Source organism: Streptomyces javensis (assembly GCF_039525925.1).
Taxonomy (GTDB): domain Bacteria; phylum Actinomycetota; class Actinomycetes; order Streptomycetales; family Streptomycetaceae; genus Streptomyces; species Streptomyces asiaticus.
Map to the genome: position 1 here is coordinate 12,960 of NZ_BAAAIF010000087.1, position 25,901 is coordinate 38,860.

Genomic DNA, 25,901 nt, shown 5'->3' on the forward strand with positions numbered 1-25,901 from the left:
CGTGAGCTCATGGCCGATGACCTGGCGCAGCGCCCCGACCCCGAGCCCGAACGCCGATCACCGCGATGGGGGTGGAGGGCCTTCAAGCGGTCCCCCTTCTTCCCCGCGACCGTCATCGTGCTGATCATCTCCGCGGGTGCGGGGCTCTTTGCGGGCTCGTACACCTACGCGTTCGCGAACCCCACTCCCCGGAACGTCCCCATCGCCGTGGTGGCCCCCGATCACGGCGCCACCTCGCTGAACCGGTTCCTCGCCGGAATGGAGCAGGCCCTCAACGCCTCCCTCCGGCTGCATCCCTACCCCAGCTACGCCAAGGCCCGCTGGTCCCTGGAGGAGCAGCGGGTCTTCGCGGTCCTCCAGGTGCGCGGCCGCGGCGTGCGGATGGACGTGGCGAGCGCGGCCGGGGCGACCGTCGCCCAGGTGCTCGGCCAGGCCGCGGGCAAGGTCGGCCGGGTGTCCGGGGTGCCGGTCACGGTCAAGGACGTGAAACCGCTCCAGCCCGGTGATCCGCGCGGCCTCGCGGTCTTCTACATCTCCCTGGCCGCCACGATCATCGGCTTCCTCGGCGCCATCCAGCTCAGCGTGAACGCCGCCGCGCTCAACCCGGCCGAACGGATCGCCTTCATGATCGCGTACGCCCTGCTCGGCGGGTTCACCATCGCGGTGATCGTCGACCAGGGGCTGGGCGCGCTCCGGCTCCCCTTCCCGGAGTCCTGGGCGATCCTGGCGCTGACGATGTTCACCTCGGGGCTGGTGTTCTCCATGTTCAACGTCCTCTTCGGGCGCTGGGCGCTCATCCCCACCTGGGGTCTGATGGTGCTCCTCGGCAACCCCTCCTCCGGCGGCGCCGTCTCCTGGCCCCTGCTCCCGTCCCTCCTCGGCACGGTCGGCCGCTGGCTCCCGCCGGGCGCCTCGGTCAACGCCCAGCACACGGCGATCTACTTCCGCGCCCACCAGCACGCGTTTCCGTTCCTGGTGCTGGTGTGCTGGTGCCTGGTGTCCGCCGTGGTCTTCTGGACCTGGCGCCACCGCCACCCGGGCGGACGGCCGCCGAGGGCGACGCCGACGCGGTGCTGAGGGGATGAGGGACCGCCCGACGTTGGGCGCCACCCGCGGCGGGCTGTCCCCCGCCTCCTGTCCGGGGCCCCGCGCCTTCCCGTGGCATCGGTATGCGGCTTCGCCGCGTGAAGGGGTCTGCCCCAGGCCTCGGGGTCCAGGGGCGAAGCCCCTGGTATCGGGAAGGGGCGGGGAGGGGAAAGACACCCGCCGGCCCACGGGCACACGGACACACACGCACACGAAAAAGTCCCTCCCCCACGATCAGGGGAGGGACTTCTCCATGGAGCGCCGAGCAGGCCTTGCACCTACATCCCTCGTTTGGAGACGAGTATCTTTCCTTAGACGACCGACGCATCAACTCCCGCCCTCCGGGGCGGCGTTGCGAGATCAACTATACCCCATCCGGGGGGTCACAGCCGCCACAGCGGGGCGTCGTACCGCTCGGGCTGAGTCCCGATCAACAGGGCCCGCAGATCGGCGCGCTGGACCCCGCTCAGCCCGAGGACCTCGGTGAGACGGCGGAACGTGGTGTGGCTGACCCCGCGGGCGCGGGCCTCCTCCGCGAAGCGGTCGACCCCGGCGAGTACGGCCCTGGGCCGGAACGGACCCTCGGGCGCCGCCCCGAACCGCGCGGCTTTCTCCCGCTCGTAGTCGATCTCCGAGTAGCCGCAGATCTCCCGGCAGTGCCGCTCGGCCCCGGCGAGCCCGGTGGTGTCGGCGATGGCCCCGGCCAGCCGGTTCCGGCGGAACGCGGTGTCGAGGTCCGCCTCATGGATCACCGCCCCGCCGTCCGTCAGGGGAATGGTGAGCCCCGCGTCCCGTACCTCGCACAGCCCGCGCACCCCCCGCGCCGCGGCCGTGAGCATGCCGGTGGCCTCCGACGGATGCCACTCCATGACGGGCCCGATGGGCGCGACATCGTCGGCGGTCAGCGTGTGGACCACCCGCTCCAGCCGTTCGTGCAGCAACTCCACCGGAATCTCCCCGTCCAGCCCGGGCCCGGCCACCAGCAGCCGGATCTCCGCGTTCACCTGCGCACACGCGGCGAGCGACAGCGCGTCCCCGAGCGGGCTCCGCAAGCTCGGCTCATCGCCGTGCGCGAGGATGTCGCCACCGACGTCCAGCAGGTCGATGGAGGCCGGGGCCAGGTGCGCGATCAGCTCCTCCAGCTGCCGGACCATGCCCTCCACGCCGTGGTGGGGGTCGAGCAGCGCGAAGGTGTGCGGCAGCTCGGCGGCCAGACGGGGCAGGGTGGACCCGGCGGGCGCCACGGGCTTCGCGTCCTCGGGCACGGCGTACACGCTCGGCGTCAGCTGCCGGAGACCGGTGAAGTCGGTCGCGGCCCGGGGCCCGGGGACGGGGTCGACGAGCAGCCGGTCCCACGCGTACGTCAGGACCACCGCCCGGTCATCGCCCGTCCCGCGCCCGTACAGGGCCCGGTCGAGCACCGCGGCCGCCACGGCGTCCCCGCCTCCTCCGCCCGCCACGATCAGCCGCGTCATCCGCCCAGCCTACGGCTGGAACGGACAATTCCGTCGTACGGGGCGCGGCGGTCGTCAGTGCGCGGTGAGCCCGCCTCAGTGCGCGGTGAGCCCGCCGTCGACCACGAGCTCCGAACCGGTGACGAACGACGACTCGTCGCTCGCGAGGAAGAGCATCGCCGGCGCGATCTCGTCCGCCCGGCCCGCGCGGGCCATCGGCGTCCGTACGATGTCCGGCTGCTGATCGCCCTGCTCGTCCAGGAGGTCCTGGATCATCGGAGTGGCGATCACCCCCGGGTGCACTGAGTTGACCCGTACGTTGTCGCGGGCGTACTCGACCGCCGCGGTCTTCGACAGCAGCCGGACCGCGCCCTTCGACGCCTGGTACGCGGCGGCCGCACCGCTGCCCACCAGCCCCAGCACCGAGGACGTGTTGATCACCGACCCGCTGCCGCTCGCGCGCAGCAGCGGCATGGCCGCCTTCATCCCCAGCCAGGTGCCCTTCTGGTTCACCTCGATCACGCGGTCCCAGGACGCCTCATCGGTGCCCTCGATACCGGGCCAGTCCAGGATCCCGGCGATGTTGACCAGCACGTCAAGGCGGCCGAAGCGCTCCCGTACGGTGGCGATCACGTCGCCCCACGCGTCCGCCGAGGCGACGTCGAGTACGGCTGAGGCGACGTCGTTGCCGCCACGCTCCTCGATGCGCTCCTCCAGGGCCTTGAGGGGCTCCGGGGCCACATCGGTGAGGAGCAGCCGTGCTCCCTCCCGCGCGAAGAGTTCGGCCGTCGCCGCGCCGATCCCTCCCGTCGCTCCGGTGATCAGGGCGACTTTGCCGTGCAGACGTCCAGACATGGGTTGCTGCTCCGTTCCTCGTCTCGCTCTCGACTCGAATCCCGACCCCGAGTCTGCGTAGGTCAGCGGGGGGCAACCAGGGCGCACGCCGCCTAGGTGCGGCACACCCACCCAGGCGGCGATTGGCGATGCGGGAACGAGGCGGACGGGCGCGTCAGACGGTCCGGGACCTCACCTCGGCCTCCTCCGGCTCCTCCGGCTCTTCCGGCTCCCTCTCCGGACCCTTGCGGTCCTTGAGGCCCTTGCGAACGACCGGGTTGGTCTCGGGAGCGGCCGCCACGGCGAAGACCGTGACCGCGCCCATGCCGATCATGAACAGTGCGATCGGCCAGGACGCGCCTGCCCACGCGAGCAGCGCGGTGGCGATGATGGGGGAGAACCCGCCGACGATCATCGACGCCAGCTCATGCCCCAGGGCGAGCCCGCTGTAGGCCACCCGGCTGGCGAAGAGTTCGGTGAAGAACGCCGGCTGGGTGCCGATCATCGATCCATGGCCGATCACGAGCGCCACGAAGATGGCCACGAAGACCAGCACCGGATTGCGCGAGTCGAACATCGCGAAGAACGGATACGCCCAGACGATCACCGCGATCGCGCCCCCGATATACACGGGTCGGCGTCCGATGCGGTCGGAGAGCGCCCCGAACATCGGCATCGCGAACGACTCGAACAGCATCCCCACCACGAGCGCGGCCAGCACCACCCCCTTGCCCACTCCGACCTCGGCCGCGTAGGAGAGGCTGAAGGTGAGGAAGAGATAGCTGGCACCGGTTTCGGCGACCCGCGCCCCGAAGGCGATCAGTATCGACTTGGGGTGGGTGCGGATGACGTCAAGGAGCGGCGGAGCGGACTTCTTCGCCCCCGATCCCGCCCCCGATCCCGATCCCGACTCCGACTCCGACTCCGTCGCCCGGAACGCGGGCGTCTCCATGATCCGGAGCCGGATCAGCAGCCCGACGGCGGTGAGCAGGATGCCGACCACGAACGGAATGCGCCATCCCCAGGCGAGGAAGGACTCCTTGGTGGTCACCTCCTGGGCGAGCGCGTAGGCGGAGGCGGAGAGGACGAACCCGAGCCCCACACCGGTCTGGCTCCAGGCCGAGTAGAACCCGCGACGGTGGCTCGGCGCGTGTTCGCTGACGATCAGCACCCCGCCGCCCCACTCACCGCCGACGGCGATGCCCTGCACGATCCGCAGCGCCACCAGCAGCACCGGCGCCCAGGCCCCGATGGTGGCGTACGTGGGCAGCAGACCGATCAGACAGGTCGCGACGCCCATGATCACCAGGGTGGTCACCAACATCGACTTACGGCCGATCCGGTCACCGAAGTGCCCGAAGACGATGCCGCCGAGCGGCCGGGCGAGGAACCCCACCGCGTTGGTGCCGAAGGCGGCGATCGTTCCCACCAGCGGATCGAAGGTCGGGAAGAAGAGGGAGTTGAAGACGAGCGCGGCGGCCGTGCCGTAGAGGAAGAAGTCGTACCACTCCAATGCGCTACCGAACAAGCTTGCGATCGCTGCCTTGCGTACTTCGCGCGGGGTGCCCTGCACGTCTGCCATGTCGGCTCTCCAATGGCCACTTGGGATCACGACCTGCGGCTCGGGTGTGTTGGGGGATTGTTCGCCGCTGGTTCCCATGGCGGGAATGGCGGCGTTCCGCTCACCGGGACAGAACGCGAACCGGCGGTTTTCCGCCACGCAGGAGGGCTGCACCCGTACGCCCCTCACACGTCCCACGTTCGTGGGATTTGCATACTTTCACGCCTTACTCTCTGCTTCGCCCGGTCACGCCTTCACGGTGTCGGTCCCGTCCAGGGGCCCGTGACGAAGGGAAGACACACATGCGTGGAAGGCTCGTCATCGCTGCCGCGGCATTGGCCATGGCGCTGACGCCAGGCGTCGCGTCGGCGACACAGGACGGCGACGACCAGAGGCCCGGCCCCTACAGCGCCGAGGCGGCCATGGCCCAAGGCTCCGAAGCGGCCATGCCCGAAGGCTCCGAGGGGACCGAGTCCCAGAGCGCCGAGGCGACCGGTTCCGTCAGTTCCGAGTCGACGGCCTCCCAGAGCGACGAGGCGACCGGTCCCCAGAGCTCGGAAGCGGCCGCGTCCCACGGAGCCTCCCGCACCGACGAGGGGGTGCCCGGCTACGAGGTGGTCACCCTGCCCAATGAGAACGTCCCGAACTTCCAGCGGCGCACGGTGTACTGCCCGAAGGGGAAGAAGGTCATCGGCGGCGGTGCCGAGGCCCGGGGCAACACCGCCATCCTCGTCGGCAGCTTCCCCACCGATGACGCACGGGGCTGGATCGCGCTGGGCCGCCAGACCTCCACCGACAACGTGGGCATCAGCGTCTTCGCGATCTGTGCCAACGTCTGATCGTTATGACCGGGAGGGCCCTCCACTTCTCAGGCGAAGTGCGGCCCGACAGAGCAACCCGTCGGGCCGCACCCGCCGCCCCCGCTCAGCCGCAGCGGAAGTTGGAGCCCCCGTCGTCCAGGTACTTGTCGTAGATCCAGCCGAGGCTCCTGTTGTTCTCGTCTCTGACCCATGTCCAGGTGTGGCCGAGGTCGTTCGTGACGTAGCAGTCGTACTCGACCCAGGCGCCCGGAGAGACATGGCCCACTGTGGTGCAGTCGCCGTACGGTCCGGTGTGGATGGCGGCGGGGGAGGACGTGCTCACCCTGCCCCCGAAGGGATCGTCGTTGGTGTGCGGCCAGTACGCGTTGCCGCACGTGACAGCGGCTGCGTTGGTGGTGGCGGCCTGGGCGCTCGACGTGCCCACGAGACCGAGCGCGACGGCTGCGGCGGCGCCGGCACCGGCGAGAAGGCGGCGTGTCTGCATGGTTACCTCCATTGGTCGCGGAGACGGCTGTGCCTGTCCCAGCGAGGGGCTTGGTCAGGCACGACGGTGGCAGCCAGGTTTGGAGGAGAACCTTGGCAAAGTCTTGAATTGCCTGTTCAGCGAGGGGAAGTCCACCAGGTGATGCCATGCGCACGAAAACGCCCTCTCCGATGATCCTCGGAGAGGGCGTATGCCCAATTCAGGGCTGCGGTGGCTGGGGCCGGGGTCGAACCGGCGATTCAGCCCGAGCAAGGCGGCCGCCGGTGCCCGTTTCGCCTGGCTAAGCGATCCGCTGACGTCCGCTGCTGGCGTCGGCGTACGCGGCGTTGGCGTCACGGCTGGCGTCAGGCGACCTCTTCGTCCAGGCCGCTGAGGGCAGTTGCCGAGGTCTCCTCGGGTGGCCAACCGAGTATCTGCGAACTCCCTCCCCCTGCTGGGCAGTTGACAGTCAGGTACCATGTTGCGCACCGATTTTCCTCTGCCCGTCTGGAGGCTTCATTGACGTCCTCGTCAGATGCGTTCTTACCAGCGTTCCGCTGGTTGCGGGCTCCATAGCCCGTTACGCACGGCTGATTAGGCACCCGCTCACCTAGGTGAGGTGTGCCTGAATTCAGCCGACGAGTGAACAATTCAATGGAGGAACGGTGTCGACCAACTCGGCCCATCAGACGTGCAACCACCCGGCCCGGGACGTCACGATCGTCGCCCTCGGCTCGGCCGTGGTGGCTCTCGTCGCCGTTATCGCCGTGAACGCGCTGGACGGCGGCCCTCTGGCTGCTCTTGCCAGCGGGGGCAGCGCCTTTGCGGCTGCGTTCAGTGTGGGCATGGGCGTCTTGGCACACCTCAAGCGCACTGCCTAAAGAGTCACACCGGGGCGGCCCTCGCCAGGGCCGCCCCGTCTACAGCGGATGCGAGAGTCGCTTGGCTAGTCGGCGCTCTTGGTGGCCTCGTCCAGCAGCAGATACAGCAGGCCGACCAGACTGCCGCTGCTGACGATCTCGCGGCGGTCGATCATCCCCCTTATCTCCGAGAGGGGGATCCACTCGATCCGGTCCGATTCGTTCAGCTCCGTCGGCGGCCCGGTGTAGGTGGCCCCATCGGCGCGGAAGACATGGTGCTCGGAGTCGGTGATCCCGTTCGCGGGCTGTGCGTACATCAGGGGCTTCATCGCCTCGACCCGCCAGCCGGTCTCTTCCTCGACCTCGCGGGCGGCGGCCTGCTCCGGGGTCTCGCCGGGCTCAATGAGTCCCATGGGCAGTTCCCAGCCCCAGGCGTCGGTGATGAACCGGTGGCGCCACATCATCAGGACGCGCTTGTGGTCATCGACCACGGCGGCGACGGCGAGGTGTCGCATGCGTACGACGTGGTGTTCCCAGCGCCGCCCGTCGGGCTGCTGTACGTCGACCAGCCACAGGTTGACCCAAGGGTTGCTGTAGATCTGCCGCTCGCCGTGGACGGTCCACCGCATGAACCCACTCCCCTTCGTCGATGCGGTGCCCAGCATGTCACTTCGTGGTCCACCGCTCTTACGGTGCGTGCCGTGGGCGTCACAGGCAACGAAGAAGCCCCCTCCGGATGACCCGGGAGGGGGCTTTGCCCTGGTGAGGGCTGCGGTGGCTGGGGCCGGGGTCGAACCGGCGACCTTCCGCTTTTCAGGCGGACGCTCGTACCAACTGAGCTACCCAGCCGCAGCGGTCCTGACGGGATTTGAACCCGCGGCCTCCACCTTGACAGGGTGGCGAGCACTCCAAACTGCTCCACAGGACCTTGCGTGTACGAGCACGAGTCTCGCACAGGTGGTGTGCGCTCCCAACGGGATTTCCCGTCGTGGATTCGCACTCCTTGCGATCTTCGAATCGGGGCCTTGATTTCTCTCCGCCGCGTCGTTGTCGCTGGATCAGCGTATCAGAACTCCGGCCGTGTTCTGACCGCTCACCGGGCGGGCCGGGGTGCGGCCGGAGGTCTGTACGTCCCGGCCCGGATCAGGGGCGGCCGCCGCGTTCCAGGGGGATCTTCTCGCCCGCCTCGATCGCGACCGGCAGCCGGTTCTCGGTGGGGGGCAGGGGGCAGGTCGCGAGGTCGGTGTAGGCGCAGGGGAGGTTGGTGGCGCGGTTGAAGTCGAGGGTGACGCGGCCGGTCTCGTCGGGGGCGTCGATCTGGAGGGAGCGGTTCGCGGCGTACGTGGTGACGCCCGAGGTCGCGTCGGTGAGGAGCACCATCAGGGTGCCGGGCCGCTTGCCGTTGAAGGCGGTGAGCCGGAACGTCTCGCCGGCCAGGTCGAACTCGACCTGGCCAGGTGCGTCGTAGACGTGCTCCAGGCCCTCCGCCACGGCGCCCACGGTGATCGCGCGTGGCTCCTCGAAGGGGAGGTAGCGGCCGGTGCGGACCCAGCGGGGGTCGGGGGCGTAGGCGGGGGTGCCGGTGAAGTCGGTGCGGAGGGGGTTGCCGGGGTGGCGGGGGCGGATGATGTCGTGGCCGCCGCGCTTGGCGATCTCGATCACCGCGTCGCCGTACCCCGAGTACAGGCTGGCCCGCTCGGCGATCGCCCCGAAGACGTACCGCCCGTGCACCGCCGTGCCGTCGACCGTCAGCTCCTCGCCGTCGGCGAGCTCGACCACCACGCCCTCCGGGCCGCTGGACCAGGCCCCCGGGGCGTCCTCGAAGCGGGTCGGGTCCGGGGTCAGCCAGCGCAGGCTGGTGATCGCGAGAAAACCCTGGGGGTCGGCGAGCGCCTGCTCATGGGCGCGGTGCCAGCGCTCCCACTCCTCGGCGAAGCTCACCCGGTCGATGTCCCGGTCGACGTCCTGGACGGTCATCTGCGCTCCCTCGCGTGGGGCCTGCGGCGGGTTCGGTGCCGTTGCGTACGTACAACCGCGTCGGGGAAGGAGACATTCCGGGAGCCGTAGGGTCATCGTGCGGCGCCATCGTGCGGCGGACCGTCGTGCGGCGCGCATAAAAAAGTCACCGGCAGGTACGTTTCGACCTGCGGTGACTCAAAGAAGGTGGTGCCCCCAACGGGATTCGAACCCGTGCTACCGCCTTGAAAGGGCGGCGTCCTGGGCCACTAGACGATGAGGGCCGATGGCCCACCTGGGCGCCTTGCGGCGCTTTCGGGGACGCGAGAAGCATATGGGATGCCGGTGAGGTTCGCCAAAACGGTTTACGGAGTGGTGGGCGTCGGTGTCGCGCCCGGGCGGTTCTCGGCCGGTAGATGACGGCTGACCTCGGCCTTCGCCAGGCCCAGACCGCCCAGATCGATCTCGTCCCACGCCTGGAGCCGCCGCGTGTCCCGGTCCAGGTAGAGGACCGACGCCTGCACCGTGTCCGGTGTGCCGTCGTCCACCGCGCGCAGCCCGCTGCCGCCCGTCGACCCCTCGGTCATCAGCCGGGTGCCGCCGGGGAGCACCTCCGTACGGCGGTGATGGACATGGCCGGTGAGGGCGAGCGGCACGGTGCCGTCGGTCTCCCGGGCGGCGATGGGGTTGTGGGCGAGGGCGATGTCGACCGGGGAGCCGGCGGCCTTGCGGTCCCGGATCGCCTCGGCGAGCTGCCGTCCGGCGCTGTGCTCGGCCGCGTCACCGGCCGCCGCGGCGGAGCGGTCGGGGGTGAACTGCGGATCGCCGATGCCCGCGATCCGCAGCCCGGCGACGGTGACCACACCGCCGTTGTCCACGACATGCGCCCCCTTGCGCTTGGCCAGGTAGCGCTGGGTCGACGCCGAGTCGTGGTTGCCGCGCACCCAGACGTAGGGGGCGCCGAGGTCGGAGACGGGGTCGAGGAAGCCGTTCTCGGCGGAGGTGCCGTGGTCCATCGTGTCGCCCGTGTCGATGATCACGTTGACCTTGTACTGCCGCACCAGCGACTGCACGATGTGCCACGCGGCCGGATTGAGGTGGACGTCCGAGATGTGCAGCACCCGCATGGTGGTCGGATCGGGCTGGTACGCCGGGAGCGTCGAGGTCGCCTCGTAGAGCTGGGTGACATTGGTCACCAGCCGGGCCAACTCCCGCTGATAGACGTCGAAGTCGGTCACGATGCTGCGCGCGTTGCCCACCACCGAGGGGGCGCTGGAGAGCAGCCCGGAGTAGCGCGGCTCCAGTACGGAATTCGGGTTCCACGTGGCGTAGACGGCGCCCCCGGAGGCGGTCAGCAGCGTGAGCGCGAGCCCTCCGGCGGCCAGCGCCCGGCGGGGGCGGCGGTAGACCGCCAGGCCCAGCGCGGTGGCGCCGAAGACCACGGCGACGCAGGAGCGGACCGCGAGGCCGAGGGTGCCGCGGGTGATGTCGCTCGCGACCTCGTCCTGGAGCCCGGAGAGCCGCTCGGGGTGGTCGACGAGGGCCTGGGACCGTATGGGGTCGAGCCGGTCCACGTCCACGTCCAGGCGGAGCGGGGCGTGGTGGCTGTTCAGCTCGAGCGCGCCCAGCGGGGCCACGTTGATCTTGGTGCCGCCGGTGAGGGACGGCCGCAGCGCCATCCGCGTGTCCATCGGGCCCACGGAGATGTGGACGCTGCCCACCACCAGCAGTCCGATCCAGGCGCCGAGGACAGTCACGGCGGCCAGCCCGGCGGCGCGGACGAGGGGGCGGGCTGGCGCGGTGGAGCCGAGCGCCATGGGGTCCAACGGCGCGGGGTCGAACGGCGTGGGGTCGAACGGCGCGGGCGCGCGGTTGCGGGAAGCGGCGGGGGAGGGGGACTGCGAGGGGCGGCGGAAGGGGTGGAGAGACGGGCGGCGGAAGCGGTGAAGAGACGGGCGGCGGAAGCGGTGAAGAGACGGGCGGCGGAGGCGGCGGAGAGACGAGCGGCGGAAGCGGCGGAGAGGGGAGACGGCCGCGGTGCCCGCGCGCTGAGCGGTGGCACGGAGCAGCCGGAGCGGTTCGCGGGCCATTGCTCCCGTATGCCCGTCCGCGCGGGGCCGTATGCCTGGGCGGCGTGGGGGTGGGGCGGCGCCGGGTGGCGGTGCGCCGGGTGACGTGCGCCGGGCGCCGGGCGCCGGGCGGCCGGAGGCGTCCGGCGCGGATACCTCGGCGCCGACGGCTCCTTTCCGGGCCCGGCTGCCTGACAATGGCCTCGTGCTGGAGATGACGCGCGAGGAGTTCGAGGAACTGGTCGCCGAGGCGCTGGACCGGATCCCCCCGGAGCTGACACGGCTCATGGACAACGTCGCCGTGTTCGTGGAGGACGAGCCACCGACGGACGATCCCGAGCTGCTCGGGCTCTACGAGGGGACGCCGCTCACCGACCGTGGTGAGTGGTACGCGGGCGTCCTGCCGGACCGGATCACCGTCTACCGGGGCCCGACGCTGCGGTTGAGCGAGACGCGGGAGGACGTCGTCCAGGAGACCGAGGTGACCGTGGTCCACGAGATCGCGCACCACTTCGGGATCGACGACGCGCGGCTGCACGCGCTCGGGTACGGCTGACCCCGTCCGGCGGCCCGGGCGCCCGCCGGACGATATCCGTCCACCTCCGCCGCCCACCTCCGCCGTCCACCTCCGCCTCCGCCTACGACCGACGCCGGACGCGCGGTCTACGCGACGGGCCGGGTCCGTACCGGAGGCGTGTCCTGGGCGGGTCGGGGCCAGTTGGGCAGGGCGTCACATCCCCGCCGTCTGGAGGTGTCCCGCGCATGCCCGGATCCTGCGTACCCGGATCCCCCGCTCCTCGCACCGCCCGTTCCTCCCGGAGCGCCCGTTCCCCCCGGGCCTCCCGGAGCCCTGGGGCCGCCGCGCGCGTGCCCCGCGCCGCCGTGCGCGGGGCGGCGGTCGCGGCGCTCGTGGCCGTCGCCATGGCGCTGGGCGGCTGCATGAGCATCTCCGACGACCCCGAGCGGCCGGACAAACACCGCGGCTCCCACCAGAAGGGCGAGGCGGCGGACACGGGCGGCGCCGTGGTGCGCTCCGACGGCAGGGGGCGTGCGTACGCGGACTCCGACCGGGACGAGAAGGACGGGAAGAGGAAGAAGGGGGAGAAGGGGAAGAAGAAGGACGGCGATGACCGATCGGCCTCGGCTTCCGCGACCGACCCCGGGGCCGAGCCCTCGGCCCCGCCCGGTAAGAAGGGTGATCCACATCACCGTCCGGCTCCCTCCGCCCCGCCGCAGCCGGGCGGCGCCACCCCGTCCGACGCGCCGCCCGCGCCCCGCCCGTCGAGCCCGCCGCCGAGCGCGCCGGACCCGAAGCCGACCGACGCCGAGCCCCCGACCGCACCCGCCTCCCCGTCGGACCAGCCCGCGGGATAGGCCCACGCGTCCGGGATAGGCCCACGAGCCCACGGGACGGGCCCACGAGCCCATGGGGCAGGCCCACGGGTCCGCGGGACAGGCCCACGAGTCCGCGGGACCGGCCCACGAGCCCACGGGACAGGCCCACGAGTCCGCAGGACCGGACCACGAGCCCACGGGACAGGCCCACGAGCCCATGGGGCAGGCCCACGAGCCCACGGGACAGGCCCACTGGCTGGGCCCACGGAATGCGCCCAGGTCGTCGTCGGCCAGCGCGGATGGAGCGAATTTGCTCTTGAGGGGTGGAGGTGCGTATGGTGGTAGATCGTTTGATCCCATTTGCCCGGCGCCTCGTAGAAGTGCGCCGTGAGGCGCGTTCCTTGCCATCCCGTGGCTGACCGCATAGAGGCGGTCGTTTGCGACAACACACGGAGTTTGGGCGCGTGCCGAGACTCCGGAAGGTTTCGCATTTCGCATGTCTGTTTCCACTGATCACGCCGTCATGCCCGCTCACGAGGAGTCGGGCGATTCGAGCGAGCTGACCGCTCCAAGCGAGTCAAGCGAGTCGAGCCAGCTGACCGCCCCGGCCGTGCCGTTCGAGCCGTCGGCGCAGGACGAGCAAGCCGCCACGGAAGCCCCCGACACCCCTAAGGCGCCCGACATCACATTCGCCGACCTCGGCCTCCCCGAGCAGATCGTCCGCAAGCTGGCGCAGAACGGCGTCACCACGCCCTTCCCGATCCAGGCCGCGACCATCCCCGACGCCCTCGCCGGACGCGACATCCTCGGCCGCGGCCGTACCGGCTCCGGCAAGACCCTCTCGTTCGGCCTTCCGCTGCTGACCACGCTGGCCGGCGGCCACACGGAGAAGAAGCGCCCCCGTGGGCTGATCCTCACCCCGACCCGCGAGCTCGCGATGCAGGTGAGCGACGCGCTCCAGCCGTACGGCGATGTTCTCGGTCTCAAGCTCAAGGTCGTCTGCGGCGGCACCTCGATGGGCAATCAGATCTACGCGCTGGAGCGCGGCGTGGACATCCTGGTCGCCACCCCGGGCCGGCTGCGCGACATCATCGATCGCGGTGCCGCGTCCCTGGACAAGGTGCAGATCGCGGTCCTCGACGAGGCCGACCAGATGGCCGACATGGGCTTCCTGCCCGAGGTCACCGAGATCCTCGACCTGGTGCCGCAGGGCGGGCAGCGGCTGCTGTTCTCCGCGACGCTCGAGAACGAGATCGACTCCCTGGTCAAGCGCTACCTGGTCGACCCGGTCACCCACGAGGTGGACCCGTCGGCGGGCGCCGTCTCGACCATGACCCACCATGTGCTGGTCGTGAAGCCGAAGGACAAGGCGCCGGTCACCGCCGCCATCGCGGCGCGCAAGGGCCGCACGATCATCTTCGTCCGCACCCAGCTGGGCTGCGACCGCGTCGCCGAGCAGCTGTGCGACGCGGGCGTACGCGCCGACGCGCTGCACGGCGGCATGACGCAGGGCGCGCGCACCCGCACCCTGGCCGACTTCAAGGACGGGTACGTCAATGTGCTCGTCGCCACGGACGTCGCCGCGCGCGGCATCCACGTCGACGGCATCGACCTGGTGCTGAACGTGGACCCGGCCGGCGACCACAAGGACTATCTGCACCGCTCCGGCCGTACGGCCCGGGCGGGCCAGAGCGGCACCGTCGTCTCGCTGGCCCTGCCGCACCAGCGCCGCCAGATCTTCCGGCTGATGGAGGACGCGGGCGTCGACGCCTCGCGCCACATCGTCGGCGGCGGTGGAGCGTTCGACGAGGACGTGGCCCAGATCACGGGCGCCCGTTCGCTCACCGAGGTGCAGGCGGAGGCGGCCTCGAACGCGGCCAAGCAGGCCGAGCGCGAGGCGCAGGACCTCACCCGGCAGCTGGAGCGGGCGCAGCGGCGCGCGGCCGAGCTGCGCGAGGAGGCCGACCGGCTGACCGCACGGGCGGCCCGCGAGCGCGGCGAGACCGTGGCACCGGCGGAGTCCGCGACCCCGGCCGAGGCCGGGGCGGAGACGGTGGCCGAGGCCGCCGCTGTGACGCTGCCCGCGCAGCGCACGGCGGCGCCCGCGACCGTGCCCGCCGTGGCGGGCGCGGGCGCCGTGGCCGTCGAGGGCGCGGCTGACGGCGAGGCGCCGCGCCGCTCCTCGTACGACCGCCGGGACAACGACCGGGGCGACCGGGGCGACCGGGGCCGGGACGACCGTGGTGGCCGTTCCTTCGACCGTCGGGACGGCGACCGTGACCGCGGCTTCAACCGCGACCGGCGGGACGACCGGCGCGACGACCGTGGCGGCTTCAACCGGCGGGACGACCGTGGCGGCCGTTCGTACGACCGCCGGGACGGCGACCGTGACCGCGGCTTCAACCGCGACCGTCGCGATGACCGCCGTGACGACCGTCGCGACGACCGCTTCGGCCGTGACCGCGACCGCGACCGGGACCGGGACCGCCGGGACAACGACCGCGGCTTCGGCCGGGACCGCCGTGACGACCGCTCGTTCGGCCGCGACCGCCGGGATGACCGTGGCGGCTTCAACCGCCGTGACGACCGTGGCGGCAGCCGTCCGTACGAGCGCCGTGACGACCGGGGCGGCCGTTCCTTCGACCGCCGGGACAACGACCGTGGTGGCCGCTCCTTCGAGCGCCGCGACCACAACCACCGTGGCGGGGACCGTCCGTTCAACCGCGACCGCCGCGACGACCGCCCGGGCCGTCGTGACGACCACCGCGGCGGTGCCACCGGCGGCCGTTCGTACGAGCGCTCCCACAGCTCGCACGACCGGTCCTCCTTCGACCGCCGCGCCGACAAGCCGCGCTGGAAGCGCAACGGCTGATCGGATCGTGCGCAACGGCTGATCGGGCCGTGCGCATCGGCTGATCGGATCATGCGCAACGGCTGATCGGGCCGTGCGCATCGGCTGATCGGGCCGTGCCGAGGGCCGTGCAACACCACGCTGTTGCACGGCCTTTCGCTCCCGGAGGGTATTGGCTCGGGTGTTGGCCGCTCGCCGAGCTATGCTGCGGGGGTGCGGGTCATTAGCTCAATTGGCAGAGCAGTGGACTTTTAATCCATTGGTTCAGGGTTCGAGCCCCTGATGACCCACCTTGGAAACCGCAGGCGCCATTGGTGACCTGCGGTTTCCTCGTTCCTGAGGGTCCCGCCGCGCGGTCTTCGGCACCCCGGGACCAGGGGGTTCCGACCCTCGTCGTACAGAAGATCGAGTCTCACTCGACCGGCGCTTGAGCGGATGCCGAACGGTACTCGAGCGAAGAGCCTGAACCTGCTGCGTCTGGCCCGCTGCTCGGTAACGCGTAAGGAGACTCCTCGTGCGACTCGCGACAACGATCCGGGGGTTGATCCCCGTCATGGCGCTGGCGGTATCCGCATGGGCGGTCTCCGCTCCGGCGTCCGCCGAAGGAAAGGGAGGCGGCGGAAAGGAGGGTGAGAAGGCGGCCCCGGTGCCCTGTGGGGACGCGGCGGCGCTGGTCAACGCGGTGAGCGAGGCCAACAGTTCGCCGTCGGGCGGATCCGTCGCCCTGACCACGGGGTGTGTCTACACGCTGGGCTCGGCGGCGTTCACCGGCCCCAACGGCGCTGACGGACTGCCGCTCATCACCCGGGACGTCACCATCAGCGGGACCCTGGCGACCATCAGACGCAGCGCGTCCGCGGCGGACTTCCGGATCGCGGAGATCGCGCCCGGCGGAAGCCTTACGGTCAACGGCGTGACCTTCTCGGACGGCCGGGCGACCTCGGGGGCGGGCACCGACGGCGGCGGCATCCTCGACGCGGGCTCACTGCGGTTGATCCAGTCCACGGTCACGGGCAACACCGCGAGCAATGTCGGCGGGGGCATCGAGATCGCCTCGGGCGGCTCGGCGGTCCTTTCAGGCACGGATGTGACGCACAATTCCGCGGGCGACGGCGGCGGTATTCACATCAATACGTCGGCCACTCTCAGCGTCTCGGGCGGGAACATTTCCGACAATACCGCGAACAGCTCGGGCGGCGGCGTCAGCAACTTCGGAACGACGCTGCTGAGCGCTGTCGGGATCGCGCGGAACAGGACCACCAACTTCGAGGGCGGCGGCATCTCCACCGCGGTCGGAGATCTCACGCTCAACGGCAGCCGGGTGCTCGAGAACACCGCCGGCAGTTTCGGCGGCGGTATCGCCAATATGGGCAGCGCGCTGCGGGTGCTGGCCACCACCGTGAACGGGAACACCGCCACGCTGAACGGCGGCGGTGTGTTCCAGCACGCGGGCACCACACAAATGACCGGCGACACCGTGACCGGCAATACGGCCAATGGCGGTCAGGGCGGTGGGATCTTCACCGACGGCGGCTCGATCGCGCTCTCCGCGACGACGGTCACCGGGAACAACCCGAACCAGTGCGTACCGGCCCTCGCGGGCTGCTGAAGAAGGAGACTGAACGCCGCGGCGCCCCCGGAAGACATTCTTCCGGGGGCGCCGCACGCCTGACCGCCTGCTGCACCGTCAGTGCTTGCAGTCCTTCTTCTTGGCCTTGACCTTGGCCTTGTGCGTGGACTTCGCCTTGTGCGCGCACTTGGCCTTCTTGTGCGGGTCCTTGGCCTTGGCCTTGTGCGAGGACTTCGCCTTGTGCTGCTTCTTGGCCTTGTGCGGGTCCTTGGCCTTGTGCTGCTTCTTCGGCGGGTCCTTGTGCACGACGACGACCGGGTCCGGCTCGTCGAGGGCGACGTTCGCGCAGTTGGAGCCGATGTTGACGTCGCCCGTCGGGGCGGCGAGACCGGTGATCAGCGTGGTGCCGGTGGCCGTGTCGCAGTCATTTGCCTGGACGGCCGAACCGCTGTGACCGCTGGTGAAGTTGATGCAGTCCGAGCCGAGGTTGATGTCGCCGGTGTTGGCGGCGCCGCCGGTGTTGGTGGTGGTGCCGGTGGACGTGTCACAGAGGTTTCGCTGAGCCCCGCTGGACTGCGGGAAGAGGCCATGGGCACTCGCGCTACCGGCGCCGCCGACCACCATTGTGCCCGCGGCCGCCGCGGCCATGAGAGCTGCCTTCTTGCCGATCTGCATTGTTCTGGTGCCTCCATATCGGGTTCTCCGCGAAAATTCCGCAGACACCTCTTGAACGAGATTTCCGCAAGCCGGGATCCGGGAGTATCGGAAGCATCACCCATACGCCACAGTAAAGGTATATTCAGTCGTCCATGGGAACGAAAAAGATGAACGCGGCTCCGGGGCGGATTTCCCGGGGCCGCGTCCATGGCGAGCGGATGTGTCCGGAGCCCGGTGGCGGGTTCCGGAATTCGGTGTTTCAGGACCGCTGACGGTTTCCCTGGCCACCGCTCTTACCGCTCTTCGTGCCGTTCGCGCTCTTCCCCTGATTTCCGTTCTGGGGGTCGGCGCCGGCGGCATTGACGCAGTTGGTCTCGTTGGTGACCTCGGAGCCGGGGCCGATCGTGATCGGGCCCGTCACGGAGGTGGTGCGGCAGTTGTTGGTCTGCTTCGTGACCCCGCCCGACTCGCTGACGTTGACACAGTTGGTCCCGTTCTTGATTTCGGATCCGGGAGCCAGTGCGACGGTGATCGGACCGATGACGGAGTGGGTACGGCAGCGGTTCTCCTGCGTCGTCACACCCGATTCGGCGGTGTTGACGCAGTCGGTCTGATTGCTGATCTCGGTCGGGCCGGCCGCCACGGTGACGGTGCCGATGACGGAACTGGTGGTGCAGCGATTGCTCTGTGTCCCGCCGTTGGCGCCGGTCGAGCGGCTGGGACCGGGGCCGGTGGCTTCGGCTCCGCCCGCACCGCCGATGAGCAGCGCGCCCACGGTCGCCGCAAGAAGCGCCGTCCTTTTGCGCATGTGCATAAAGAGCCTCCAATCGGGCTTCGGGCGCGGTGCGCTCAGCACCGTCACCGAAAAGCCTTTCTCATGGCAGCGGCCCTGGAAGGGAGGCTTCCAGGGCCGCGATTCCCAACGGGGGGATGCCTCATGGTGTTACCGCGGACGGGAACACCATGAAAGGGTCAGCGACTCAGTGGCGGGCGCTGTCGTCGTCGACGGCGATGTTCGCGCACTTGGAGCCGATGTTGGTGTCGCCCGTCGGGGCGGCGGCGCCGGTGACCAGCGTGATGCCGGTGGCCGTGTCGCATTCGTTGGCCTGGACGACCGAACCGCCGCTGTTGGTGAAGTTGATGCAGTCCGAGCCGATGTTGATGTCACCGGTGGGGGCGGCACCGCCGGTGTTGGTGGTGGCACCGGTGGCCGTGTCGCAGTGGTTGAGCTGCACGATGAAGTCGTCGTTGTTCTGGGCCAGGGCACCGCCCGCGCCACCGATGACCAGAGCGCCGGCGGCCGCGGTCAGAAGAACTGCCTTCTTGCCGATGTTCACTTAAATCCTCCGTCTGGGTTGCTCCGCGAATTCACGGACGCATGACACAACGAAGCTCATCAGTTAAGGCTTCGGGCCGCCAGTCAGCTTCACCCGTCCGGCATAGTGCGACTCTTCCGGTGCGTGTTATCCGAGAATCCCGCTAAGGGGGACCAATGCGAGCTCCATTTGGCCCAGCGGAATCGGAATCCCTTTTATGAGAAGGGGAGGAGGTCGGCCGGGGGCGGCCCCGCGCCGGCCGCGTCGCTCGGCCCCCGTCCCTGCCTCCGGCCCCGCCTCCGCCCACGCGGACTTGTTCGACCGGTCGGACGAGTGATACATCCAGGCCCTACGACGCAGGAGTGAGTGAGGCACGGTCACACCGACAGCTTCGCCGAACCGCAGCGCGGCGCGTGTTCACGCCGCTACGCTAAGTGCGCGAAGTGGTCGCCCGGGGGGCGCGGCGAATCAACGCCGGGAGGCGGGAGGAGAGACATGGGGCACTCACGAGGGGAAGGGACCCCGGCTGAGCTGATGGACGGGCTGCTCGCCCGTGCGCAGAACGGCTTCGAGATCGGCGAGGCGGTGCTGGCCCAGGCGCGGAGCGCCCTGATGCACCAGTCCGAGCTGCGGTCCTGTCGGCAGTGCAACGAGCGGTGCGGCCAGCTCGGGTACAGCACCTACCGGCATGTCTTCCTGCTCCCCGACGGCAGCAGCCTGCTGCTGTGGGAACTGGAGCACAACACGGGCGAGGGCGGCCGCCCGCTGTACGAGCTCTACGCGGACGAGGACGCCCTGACCCTGGCCGAGCGCCGCGTCCACGACCGCCTCGGCGGCGCCCGCTGGGAGGAGCTCGACGGGTTACCGCTGTGGCTCCCGGACCAGCTGCTGCACACGGCCGAGCCGGTGGAGAACTCCCGCGCGTATGTGGCCGACAACTCGGCCGACCACGCCCGTCGCGTCCTGCGCCGCGCGGAGAACCCCGACCGCCCGGGCGAGGAGACCGAGCGGCTGCTGGCCACCGCGTTCGCCCATGACATCGCCCTCGCGCCCAAGCCCCGGCGCCGCTCCGGCGGCCCCGACGCGACCTGGTGCCGCTTCTACGAGCACGCCTTCCTCCTCGCCGGAGGGGACGAGATCGTGCTGTGGGAGCTGGAGCACAACCTGACCCGGGACGGCCGGCTGGTGTGCGAGGTGTACCTCGACGAGGTCTCGGCGGAGCTGGCGGCGGACCGCCACGCCCGCGCGCTGGGCGTCGACCTCTGACCTACGCGGCGTCTGAGGCACACGGAACCGCTGACGTACGCCGTACCTGACGCTTCCGCAGCCCGTCCGTAGCCCGCCCCGTAGCCCGCCGCCGTCCTCACCCGTCCAGCACCCGCTTGGCCGATACCGACTCGCCTGGCGGCCCGTCAGCCGGAAGCCTGGTGACGACGGTGACGCCGTGACGACAGTGCCGCCGCGAACGCCGTGACGGCGGGACGGCGGGACGGCGTGACCACGGCGGGACGCGGACCAGGGAAGCGAGAGAAGCCGGTGCGGGTGCGAGGGAGCAGGGCTCGTACGGGCGCCCGTACGGAGGGCCGTACGGAGCGGCGTACGGCCTGGCTCCGGCTGACCGGCCCGGTCGCCCGCCGCCGTCCCACCACCCGCGTCCGTACGCTCATCGACACCGGCGCCGCGGCCGGTGCCGCCGCCGACGCGTCCGCCGGGCCCACCGCGGGGCCCGCTCCGGCCGAGGAGGGCGGCAGGGAGCCCCCGGGCCGCCGTATCGCCCGCTGGGTCCCCGCCGTCCTCGTCCTCGGCGGTATCGCCTTCGACCTGGCCGCCCCGCCCGGCTACACCGCCTCGCCGTTCTTCGCCGCCGCCCCTTTGGTCGCCGCGGCGCTCTTACCGTTGCGTCAGACCATCGTCACGGCCGTCGTCGCCGTCCTCACCGCCTGTCTGCTGGCGGAGTTGCACGGGGTCAGGGACCCAACCCAGGCGGCCACCGAGATCATCACGGTGGCGACGGTGACCGTGCTGGCGGTGGTGATCAACCGCGTCGTACGCCGCAGCTACCACCGGCTCGCCTCGGCGCGCGGCGTCGCGGAGGCGGCCCAGCGCGCCGTCCTGCCCGCGCCGCCCGCCCGGCTCGCCGGACTGGAGATCGCCGCGCGCTACGTACCGGCGGAGAAGTACGCGGCGATCGGCGGTGATCTCTACGCGGTCCAGGACACCCCGCACGGCGTACGGCTGACCGTCGGGGACGTACGCGGCAAGGGGCTGGGGGCCGTGGAGGTCGTGGCGATCCTCCTGGGCTGCTTCCGGGAGGCCGCGGAGCAGGAGACGACCCTGGAGGCGCTCGTGGGCCGCCTGGAGCGGGCGTTGCAGCGCGAGGGCGCCCGGCGGGCCGACCTGGAGGTGGTCGAGGGGTTCACGACGGCCGTGGTGGCCGAAATTCCCCGTGGCGGCTCCACCCTGCGGCTGATCAACCGCGGCCATCCGGCGCCGCTGCTCCTGGCGGAGGGCGGCGCGGTGCGCGCCCTGGAGCCGGAGGCGTCGGCGCTGCCGGTGGGGATGGGGGAGTTGGCGGGGTGGCCGGATCGGGTGATGGAGCTGGCGTTCGCGGAGGGCGAGACGCTGCTGCTGTTCACGGACGGGGTCACGGAGGCCCGGGACCGCCATGGCGAGTTCTACGACCCGGAGGAGCGGCTGCGCGGCCGCCGCTTCGCCGGTCCGCAGGAGCTGCTGGACGTGTTGGTGGCCGACGTCGAGCGCCATACGGGTGGCGGGACGTCGGATGACATGGCACTGCTGGCGGTCCGGCGGACCCCGGCCCGCGGCAATGGCCGGGACAACGGACGAGAGACCGATCAACCGCACCGCCCCGCACACCCTGCGTAACCGACCGAGCCCACTCCGCATAACAATTGACGCACGATCGATCCGTATGCGGTTTTGCCAACTCTTGCCCAGTACGTCGACTCGCCCCCATCTGTCCCTCCTTGAGCGCTAAGTTCATGCCAAAGGTGCGCGGATTCCTCGGAACAGCTTGGAATCACATCGCGCTCTCTATTAACGTTCGATAACGCAGCGCGGTCGTCACAACCGTCGCAAGGGCGGCACCGTGCGCCGTCGCCGAATCCCGTACGCACAGCGGCAGCACCGCACCACCAGCAGCACCAAGGGAACCGGGGAACCAACAACCTTGGGGTGAATCGGGTCGAACCTGACCCGTAGGAGACCTTCCTGCTCCGAACCCGTCAGCTAACCCGGTAGGCGAGAGGGAAGGAAAGGAGTGCGCCTCCGTGGCGTCCAACAGGTCTGTCCTGGACGAGGCCCCGTATAGAACACGGGGAGGCGGTTTGGGGACCGCCACCGCCTACGGCCCCGGCTTCGACGCCGGCGGCGGGATGAGCTCAGGGGACGGCCGATTCGCCCCCGGCGACCCTTACGCGTTCGCCCCTGACGACCGCTACGCGGATGAGGGCGCTCCCGAGGGCCCGGGTGCCGGTTTCGAGGCCGAGACCTGGGAGGAGTGGAACCCCACCGAGGAGTCCATCGCTCCCGTACGCGGTCGGCACCGCGTGGCCAAGCAGCGGGGCGGAACCATGGCGCGCAGCGGCGCCGTCCTCGGGGTCGGCGTGATCGCGGCGGTCGGTGCGGGCGGTATGGCCAGCGCCAAGGACCGTCCCGCGCTCCCCATATCCATGCCGGACCTCGGCCATGTCGCCGATCAGGTCAAGGCCGCCCTGCCCGCCGCGAAGGACCTGCCGGGCATCGGCTCCTGGGCATCGGACGACAGCAGTGACGCGCAGACCGCCGCCGCCCCCCTCTCCCAGGCCGGTCTGACCAGCGAGGACGAGCAGCGCGGCACCACCGACGCCGGCGAGGCGCTCCGCGCCCGCATCCTCCAGCAGGCCGAGAACCAGCAGAACGCGGCGGACGAGGACAGCCGCACCGCCGCGGCGAAGGCCGCCGCCAAGGAGGCCAGGGCCGCCGCAGACAAGGCCGCCGACCAGGCCGCGGAGGCGGCCGCCAAGCGGAAGGCCAAGGCCGAGGCGGAGAAGCGGGCCGCCGAACAGCGGGCGAAGGAGGCGGCCGAGAAGAAGGCCGCGGCCGAGCGCCAGGCAAGACTCGCCGCCCAGTACACCCTCCCCGTCGGCTCGTACACCCTGACCGCCAGCTTCGGCCAGGCGGGCGACATGTGGTCGGCCGACCACACCGGCCAGGACTTCGCCGCCCCGACCGGCACCCCGGTCAAGGCGGTGCACGGCGGCACCATCACCCAGGCGGGCTGGGCCGGTTCGTACGGCTACCGCATCGTGCTGACCCTGAACGACGGCACCGAGCTCTGGTTCTGCCACCTGTCCTCGATGGTGGTCACCTCCGGCAAGGTGTCGACGGGCGACGTCATCGCCCGCGTCGGCGCCACCGGCAATGTGACCGGCCCGCACCTCCACCTCGAGGTCCGGCCGGGCGGCGGCTCGCCGATCGACCCGATGCCCTGGCTGCGCCAGCACGGGTTGAACCCCTGATACCCCGGCGGCCCTGGCGCTCTCTCCCCCCTTGACGCCAGGGCCGCCGGTTTAGGTCTGAGCGGGGCTTACGTCTCAACGGGGCCACCCGGAACAACCCCGTCCAGTCAACCGTTGTAAAGACGTATGGCTGACAACACGCAGAAGATCGGTGACCTGTCCATCTTCCCGCTCTCCCTCGGCGGGAACGTCTTCGGCTGGACCGCGAACGAGGCCGAGTCCTTCCGGGTGCTCGACGCCTACGTGGCGGCGGGCGGCAACTTCATCGACACCGCCGATGTCTACTCCGCCTGGGTACCGGGCAACGAGGGCGGCGAGTCCGAGACCATCCTCGGCAACTGGTTCGCCTCCCGCGGCAACCGCTCCGACATCGTCCTCGCCACCAAGGTGGGCGCCGGCGTCCCGGAGCCGCGCGGGCTGACCTCGTCCGCCATCAAATCGGGCGTCGAGGAATCCCTCCAGCGGCTGCGCACCGACTACATCGACCTCTACTACACCCACTACGACGACCCGTCGGTGCCGGTGGAGGAGATCATCACCACCCTGGACGAGCTGGTCAGGGAGGGCAAGGTCCGCGAGATCGCCGCGTCCAACGTCGGCGCGGACCGCCTGGAGGCCCAGCTGACCTTCTCCACCCGGGAGAACCTGGCGCGCTACGTCGCCCTCCAGCCCCACTACAACCTGGTCTCGCGCGACACCTTCGAGGGCGAGCTGTCCGAGGTCGCCGCCCGCCACGACCTGGCGACGATCCCGTACTACTCCCTGGCGTCCGGCTTCCTCACCGGCAAGTACCGCCCGGGCACGGCCGTCGACAGCCCCCGCTCCACGGGCGCGGCCAAGCACCTGGAGACCGAGCGCGGCCAGAAGGTCCTCGCCGCCCTGGACGACGTCGCCGCCAACCACCGCACCGAGCCCGCCACGGTCGCCCTGGCGTGGCTCCTCGCCCAGCCCACGGTCGTGGCCCCCCTGGCCAGCGCCAGCTCCACCGACCAGCTCCCCGCCCTCCTGGCCTCGGTCGACCTCGAGCTGACCCAGCCGGAACTGGACCTGCTGACGTCGGCGTCGGACTGAGCGGCAGGCTGGCGGAACGGGTGCCGTAGGACGGCGGGCGGGCGAAATCGGAACCCCGCCCGCCCGCGCACCCGCACCTACCCGAACCGCTCCGCACGCCCCAGGACCCCTTACCGCCGATCGGCGAGGACTACCGCCGATCGGCAAGGGCCCAGGACGCGAGGGCAACGCCACCGGCGACGGCGAAGACGGACGGCCAAGCCCCGATCTTCTTCGCCAGCGGATGCGACCCGGCGAACGCGGCGACGTAGGCCGCGCTGAGCGCGGCAGCGGTCCCGTTCCCCGCCTTCTCCCGCCACCCGCGAGCGGCCACCGCCCCTGCGGCGGCGAGGGCAACCCCACCCAACGGCCGCCTCTTGGTCCACCGAGCCACGCCGTACCCCCCGACCAACCCACCCGCGGCCACAACCCCCGCCGGCACTCCAGCCATCCCCATACCTCCCACTCCAAGGATCTCCTGGCCCCGACCCTACGCAGCGGACACGAGGAACCGTCGGCGGCCCGTCAGTTTTCCTCCACGAGCCCCGCATTCAAGGCCCGTGTCCAGAGACGGTCCCGCCATTCATTGGCGTCCGGCTCCGGCTTGACGGTGAGGACGGGGTTCGGTCCCGTCTCGATGAGATGCAGCAGCGTCCAGGCGACGCCATGGCAATCGTCCGGACCGAAGCAATCGGCCAGAGCCGTGGCCTCCTGGGTCGTGACCGGTCTCGGGATCGCATCAAGCTGCTCGACGCGCCTGTCGATCTCTTCGCCACTCGCCCCCACATCGGGAAGCGGCCCATCGGCAACGAACGCCCGCACCTCGGCTCTCATCCCACAATGATCGTCCGTAGCCCTTGCCCCGGGCAAGCGGCCTCGGCACGGCGGGCGTGCGGCCGCACGGATAAAGCAGTCAGGACTCCGCGAACACGGACCTCAACCCAACTGCCCATCCCGCACGGCCGTCACAAAGTTCGCCCATGCGCGGTGCGAGACCCCGATCACGGGCCCGCCCGGATTCTTGGAGTCCCGCACGGCGGTCGAGCCCGACCGGAAAGCAGCTTCGACACATTCGGTGTTGCCGGCACCGCTGTAGGAGGACTTGAACCAGCCACCGGTCTCTGCCGGATATGCAGGGCTCGCGGATCAGATCTCCTCACGGACGCGTTCGATGAGGGCGGAGGACGAGACCATGTCCAGCGCCTGAGCGCGAAGGTAGTCGAACGCGACCCGGTAGCGCTCCAATTCCTCGTCCTTCTCCACGAAGAGCGAGCCGACATGGATGTCGACGTACACGACGTCCAGCGAGGGCTCGGCACCCCCGAGGATCGCGAAGCTCCCCATGGCCGCTGAGTGCGCGCTCTTGGCGAATGGCAGCACCTGGACCCTGCCGTCGTCCTCAGAGGTCGTTTTCTCCCAGTGTTTCATCCCGGAATTGGTTGCTTAGTGACGGTTTTCGGATCGCGCCAGGAGATGGTGGCTTCGCCGGTCAGGCGGC

The 25,901-nt window shown here is 70.6% G+C and carries 24 protein-coding genes, 4 tRNA genes, 1 pseudogene and 1 riboswitch; of the genes and pseudogenes, 12 read left to right on the forward strand and 17 right to left on the reverse strand.

Going from position 1 to position 25,901, the window contains the following annotated elements; genetic code table 11:
• The first annotated feature begins 9 nt into the window (after window positions 1–9).
• The gene (locus ABD329_RS42260; RefSeq protein ID WP_198280093.1) at window positions 10–1,077 is read left to right on the forward strand and encodes an ABC transporter permease; all 1,068 of its coding nucleotides are present in this window, start codon (window positions 10–12) and stop codon (window positions 1,075–1,077) included.
• Window positions 1,078–1,469: 392 nt separating this feature from the next.
• Here ABD329_RS42260 and ABD329_RS42265 read toward each other — a convergent pair whose 3' ends face one another.
• The 3 genes from ABD329_RS42265 to ABD329_RS42275 form a co-directional block, all read right to left on the reverse strand.
• Window positions 1,470–2,561, reverse strand: coding sequence for a DUF1152 domain-containing protein (locus ABD329_RS42265; protein WP_198280092.1), 1,092 nt, complete (start codon window positions 2,559–2,561; stop codon window positions 1,470–1,472).
• A 75-nt stretch (window positions 2,562–2,636) separates the two neighbouring features.
• Window positions 2,637–3,395: an SDR family NAD(P)-dependent oxidoreductase gene (locus tag ABD329_RS42270; RefSeq protein ID WP_198280091.1), complete on the reverse strand. Its 759-nt coding sequence runs from the start codon at window positions 3,393–3,395 to the stop codon at window positions 2,637–2,639.
• Window positions 3,396–3,549: 154 nt separating this feature from the next.
• Window positions 3,550–4,956, reverse strand: a complete 1,407-nt coding sequence (locus tag ABD329_RS42275) for an MFS transporter (RefSeq protein WP_198280090.1) — start codon at window positions 4,954–4,956, stop codon at window positions 3,550–3,552.
• Between the two features lie 281 nt (window positions 4,957–5,237).
• Between ABD329_RS42275 and ABD329_RS42280 the strand changes: the two genes are divergently transcribed.
• Window positions 5,238–5,774 (forward strand): hypothetical protein, encoded by a 537-nt coding sequence (locus ABD329_RS42280; protein ID WP_246618884.1) that lies wholly within the window; start codon window positions 5,238–5,240, stop codon window positions 5,772–5,774.
• A gap of 85 nt (window positions 5,775–5,859) precedes the next feature.
• On the opposite strand, the gene ABD329_RS42285 is transcribed toward ABD329_RS42280, so the two are convergent.
• Complete coding sequence (locus ABD329_RS42285) at window positions 5,860–6,240, reverse strand: SH3 domain-containing protein (protein WP_198280089.1); 381 nt, start codon at window positions 6,238–6,240, stop codon at window positions 5,860–5,862.
• A 644-nt stretch (window positions 6,241–6,884) separates the two neighbouring features.
• Between ABD329_RS42285 and ABD329_RS42290 the strand changes: the two genes are divergently transcribed.
• Window positions 6,885–7,100: a hypothetical protein gene (locus ABD329_RS42290; RefSeq protein WP_198280088.1), complete on the forward strand. Its 216-nt coding sequence runs from the start codon at window positions 6,885–6,887 to the stop codon at window positions 7,098–7,100.
• A gap of 65 nt (window positions 7,101–7,165) precedes the next feature.
• On the opposite strand, the gene ABD329_RS42295 is transcribed toward ABD329_RS42290, so the two are convergent.
• From ABD329_RS42295 to ABD329_RS42320, 6 genes are all read right to left on the reverse strand, one after another.
• Window positions 7,166–7,708, reverse strand: a complete 543-nt coding sequence (locus ABD329_RS42295) for an NUDIX hydrolase (RefSeq protein WP_198280087.1) — start codon at window positions 7,706–7,708, stop codon at window positions 7,166–7,168.
• 146 nt (window positions 7,709–7,854) lie between these two features.
• Window positions 7,855–7,928 (reverse strand) — tRNA-Phe (locus ABD329_RS42300).
• A gap of 4 nt (window positions 7,929–7,932) precedes the next feature.
• Window positions 7,933–8,007, reverse strand: a tRNA-Asp gene (locus ABD329_RS42305).
• A gap of 215 nt (window positions 8,008–8,222) precedes the next feature.
• Complete coding sequence (locus ABD329_RS42310) at window positions 8,223–9,056, reverse strand: DUF1684 domain-containing protein (protein ID WP_344317832.1); 834 nt, start codon at window positions 9,054–9,056, stop codon at window positions 8,223–8,225.
• A gap of 187 nt (window positions 9,057–9,243) precedes the next feature.
• A tRNA-Glu gene (locus ABD329_RS42315) sits at window positions 9,244–9,319 on the reverse strand.
• Window positions 9,320–9,400: 81 nt separating this feature from the next.
• Window positions 9,401–11,125 (reverse strand): metallophosphoesterase family protein, encoded by a 1,725-nt coding sequence (locus ABD329_RS42320; RefSeq protein ID WP_425574446.1) that lies wholly within the window; start codon window positions 11,123–11,125, stop codon window positions 9,401–9,403.
• A 184-nt stretch (window positions 11,126–11,309) separates the two neighbouring features.
• Between ABD329_RS42320 and ABD329_RS42325 the strand changes: the two genes are divergently transcribed.
• The 5 genes from ABD329_RS42325 (at window position 11,310) to ABD329_RS42345 (ending at window position 16,899) form a co-directional block, all read left to right on the forward strand.
• Window positions 11,310–11,660, forward strand: a complete 351-nt coding sequence (locus tag ABD329_RS42325) for a metallopeptidase family protein (RefSeq protein WP_037953306.1) — start codon at window positions 11,310–11,312, stop codon at window positions 11,658–11,660.
• Window positions 11,661–11,971: 311 nt separating this feature from the next.
• The gene (locus ABD329_RS42330; RefSeq protein ID WP_344317834.1) at window positions 11,972–12,478 is read left to right on the forward strand and encodes a hypothetical protein; all 507 of its coding nucleotides are present in this window, start codon (window positions 11,972–11,974) and stop codon (window positions 12,476–12,478) included.
• 457 nt (window positions 12,479–12,935) lie between these two features.
• Window positions 12,936–15,311: a DEAD/DEAH box helicase gene (locus ABD329_RS42335; RefSeq protein ID WP_344317835.1), complete on the forward strand. Its 2,376-nt coding sequence runs from the start codon at window positions 12,936–12,938 to the stop codon at window positions 15,309–15,311.
• A 196-nt stretch (window positions 15,312–15,507) separates the two neighbouring features.
• Window positions 15,508–15,580 (forward strand) — tRNA-Lys (locus ABD329_RS42340).
• Between the two features lie 224 nt (window positions 15,581–15,804).
• Complete coding sequence (locus ABD329_RS42345) at window positions 15,805–16,899, forward strand: right-handed parallel beta-helix repeat-containing protein (protein ID WP_344317837.1); 1,095 nt, start codon at window positions 15,805–15,807, stop codon at window positions 16,897–16,899.
• Window positions 16,900–16,977: 78 nt separating this feature from the next.
• Here the strand turns inward: ABD329_RS42345 and ABD329_RS42350 are convergent, their stop codons facing one another.
• The 3 genes from ABD329_RS42350 to ABD329_RS42360 form a co-directional block, all read right to left on the reverse strand.
• Window positions 16,978–17,535 carry a hypothetical protein gene (locus tag ABD329_RS42350; protein WP_344317838.1) on the reverse strand — a complete coding sequence of 186 codons (558 nt, stop codon included), beginning with the start codon at window positions 17,533–17,535 and terminating at the stop codon, window positions 16,978–16,980.
• A 241-nt stretch (window positions 17,536–17,776) separates the two neighbouring features.
• Window positions 17,777–18,379, reverse strand: coding sequence for a hypothetical protein (locus ABD329_RS42355; protein ID WP_344317839.1), 603 nt, complete (start codon window positions 18,377–18,379; stop codon window positions 17,777–17,779).
• A gap of 118 nt (window positions 18,380–18,497) precedes the next feature.
• Window positions 18,498–18,854 carry a hypothetical protein gene (locus tag ABD329_RS42360; protein ID WP_344317840.1) on the reverse strand — a complete coding sequence of 119 codons (357 nt, stop codon included), beginning with the start codon at window positions 18,852–18,854 and terminating at the stop codon, window positions 18,498–18,500.
• A gap of 474 nt (window positions 18,855–19,328) precedes the next feature.
• Between ABD329_RS42360 and ABD329_RS42365 the strand changes: the two genes are divergently transcribed.
• The 4 genes from ABD329_RS42365 (at window position 19,329) to ABD329_RS42380 (ending at window position 24,424) form a co-directional block, all read left to right on the forward strand.
• Entirely contained in the window at window positions 19,329–20,099 is a 771-nt protein-coding gene (locus ABD329_RS42365; RefSeq protein ID WP_344317841.1) for a DUF6227 family protein, read from the forward strand.
• A gap of 270 nt (window positions 20,100–20,369) precedes the next feature.
• On the forward strand, window positions 20,370–21,719 hold the full coding sequence (locus ABD329_RS42370) for a PP2C family protein-serine/threonine phosphatase (RefSeq protein WP_344317844.1): 1,350 nt from the start codon (window positions 20,370–20,372) through the stop codon (window positions 21,717–21,719).
• Between the two features lie 257 nt (window positions 21,720–21,976).
• Window positions 21,977–22,112: riboswitch (cyclic di-AMP (ydaO/yuaA leader) on the forward strand.
• An 11-nt stretch (window positions 22,113–22,123) separates the two neighbouring features.
• Window positions 22,124–23,353: a M23 family metallopeptidase gene (locus ABD329_RS42375; protein WP_344317846.1), complete on the forward strand. Its 1,230-nt coding sequence runs from the start codon at window positions 22,124–22,126 to the stop codon at window positions 23,351–23,353.
• A gap of 126 nt (window positions 23,354–23,479) precedes the next feature.
• The gene (locus ABD329_RS42380) at window positions 23,480–24,424 is read left to right on the forward strand and encodes an aldo/keto reductase (RefSeq protein WP_344317849.1); all 945 of its coding nucleotides are present in this window, start codon (window positions 23,480–23,482) and stop codon (window positions 24,422–24,424) included.
• A 130-nt stretch (window positions 24,425–24,554) separates the two neighbouring features.
• Here the strand turns inward: ABD329_RS42380 and ABD329_RS42385 are convergent, their stop codons facing one another.
• From ABD329_RS42385 to ABD329_RS42400, 4 genes and pseudogenes are all read right to left on the reverse strand, one after another.
• A complete protein-coding gene (locus ABD329_RS42385) occupies window positions 24,555–24,854 on the reverse strand; it encodes a hypothetical protein (protein ID WP_198282376.1) in 300 nt (99 codons plus the stop codon).
• A gap of 74 nt (window positions 24,855–24,928) precedes the next feature.
• Window positions 24,929–25,237: a hypothetical protein gene (locus ABD329_RS42390; RefSeq protein ID WP_214665836.1), complete on the reverse strand. Its 309-nt coding sequence runs from the start codon at window positions 25,235–25,237 to the stop codon at window positions 24,929–24,931.
• A gap of 102 nt (window positions 25,238–25,339) precedes the next feature.
• Window positions 25,340–25,456, reverse strand: a pseudogene (locus ABD329_RS42395) (DUF397 domain-containing protein); the annotation flags it as partial.
• Between the two features lie 93 nt (window positions 25,457–25,549).
• Window positions 25,550–25,831, reverse strand: a complete 282-nt coding sequence (locus ABD329_RS42400; RefSeq protein WP_344317852.1) for a Scr1 family TA system antitoxin-like transcriptional regulator — start codon at window positions 25,829–25,831, stop codon at window positions 25,550–25,552.
• Between the last annotated feature and the right edge of the window lie 70 nt (window positions 25,832–25,901).

What these genes read in the sequence shown, in the direction of transcription:
- ABD329_RS42260 (WP_198280093.1), top strand. Translation starts at nt 10, where the DNA reads ATGGCCGATGACCTGGCGCAGCGCCCCGACCCCGAGCCCGAACGCCGA.
- ABD329_RS42265 (WP_198280092.1), bottom strand. Translation starts at nt 2,561, where the DNA reads ATGACGCGGCTGATCGTGGCGGGCGGAGGAGGCGGGGACGCCGTGGCG.
- ABD329_RS42270 (WP_198280091.1), bottom strand. Translation starts at nt 3,395, where the DNA reads ATGTCTGGACGTCTGCACGGCAAAGTCGCCCTGATCACCGGAGCGACG.
- ABD329_RS42275 (WP_198280090.1), bottom strand. Translation starts at nt 4,956, where the DNA reads ATGGCAGACGTGCAGGGCACCCCGCGCGAAGTACGCAAGGCAGCGATC.
- ABD329_RS42280 (WP_246618884.1), top strand. Translation starts at nt 5,238, where the DNA reads ATGCGTGGAAGGCTCGTCATCGCTGCCGCGGCATTGGCCATGGCGCTG.
- ABD329_RS42285 (WP_198280089.1), bottom strand. Translation starts at nt 6,240, where the DNA reads ATGCAGACACGCCGCCTTCTCGCCGGTGCCGGCGCCGCCGCAGCCGTC.
- ABD329_RS42295 (WP_198280087.1), bottom strand. Translation starts at nt 7,708, where the DNA reads ATGCGGTGGACCGTCCACGGCGAGCGGCAGATCTACAGCAACCCTTGG.
- ABD329_RS42310 (WP_344317832.1), bottom strand. Translation starts at nt 9,056, where the DNA reads ATGACCGTCCAGGACGTCGACCGGGACATCGACCGGGTGAGCTTCGCC.
- ABD329_RS42320 (WP_425574446.1), bottom strand. Translation starts at nt 11,125, where the DNA reads ATGGCCCGCGAACCGCTCCGGCTGCTCCGTGCCACCGCTCAGCGCGCG.
- ABD329_RS42335 (WP_344317835.1), top strand. Translation starts at nt 12,936, where the DNA reads ATGTCTGTTTCCACTGATCACGCCGTCATGCCCGCTCACGAGGAGTCG.
- ABD329_RS42350 (WP_344317838.1), bottom strand. Translation starts at nt 17,535, where the DNA reads ATGCAGATCGGCAAGAAGGCAGCTCTCATGGCCGCGGCGGCCGCGGGC.
- ABD329_RS42365 (WP_344317841.1), top strand. Translation starts at nt 19,329, where the DNA reads ATGGGGCACTCACGAGGGGAAGGGACCCCGGCTGAGCTGATGGACGGG.
- ABD329_RS42380 (WP_344317849.1), top strand. Translation starts at nt 23,480, where the DNA reads ATGGCTGACAACACGCAGAAGATCGGTGACCTGTCCATCTTCCCGCTC.
- ABD329_RS42385 (WP_198282376.1), bottom strand. Translation starts at nt 24,854, where the DNA reads ATGGCTGGAGTGCCGGCGGGGGTTGTGGCCGCGGGTGGGTTGGTCGGG.
- ABD329_RS42390 (WP_214665836.1), bottom strand. Translation starts at nt 25,237, where the DNA reads ATGAGAGCCGAGGTGCGGGCGTTCGTTGCCGATGGGCCGCTTCCCGAT.
- ABD329_RS42400 (WP_344317852.1), bottom strand. Translation starts at nt 25,831, where the DNA reads ATGAAACACTGGGAGAAAACGACCTCTGAGGACGACGGCAGGGTCCAG.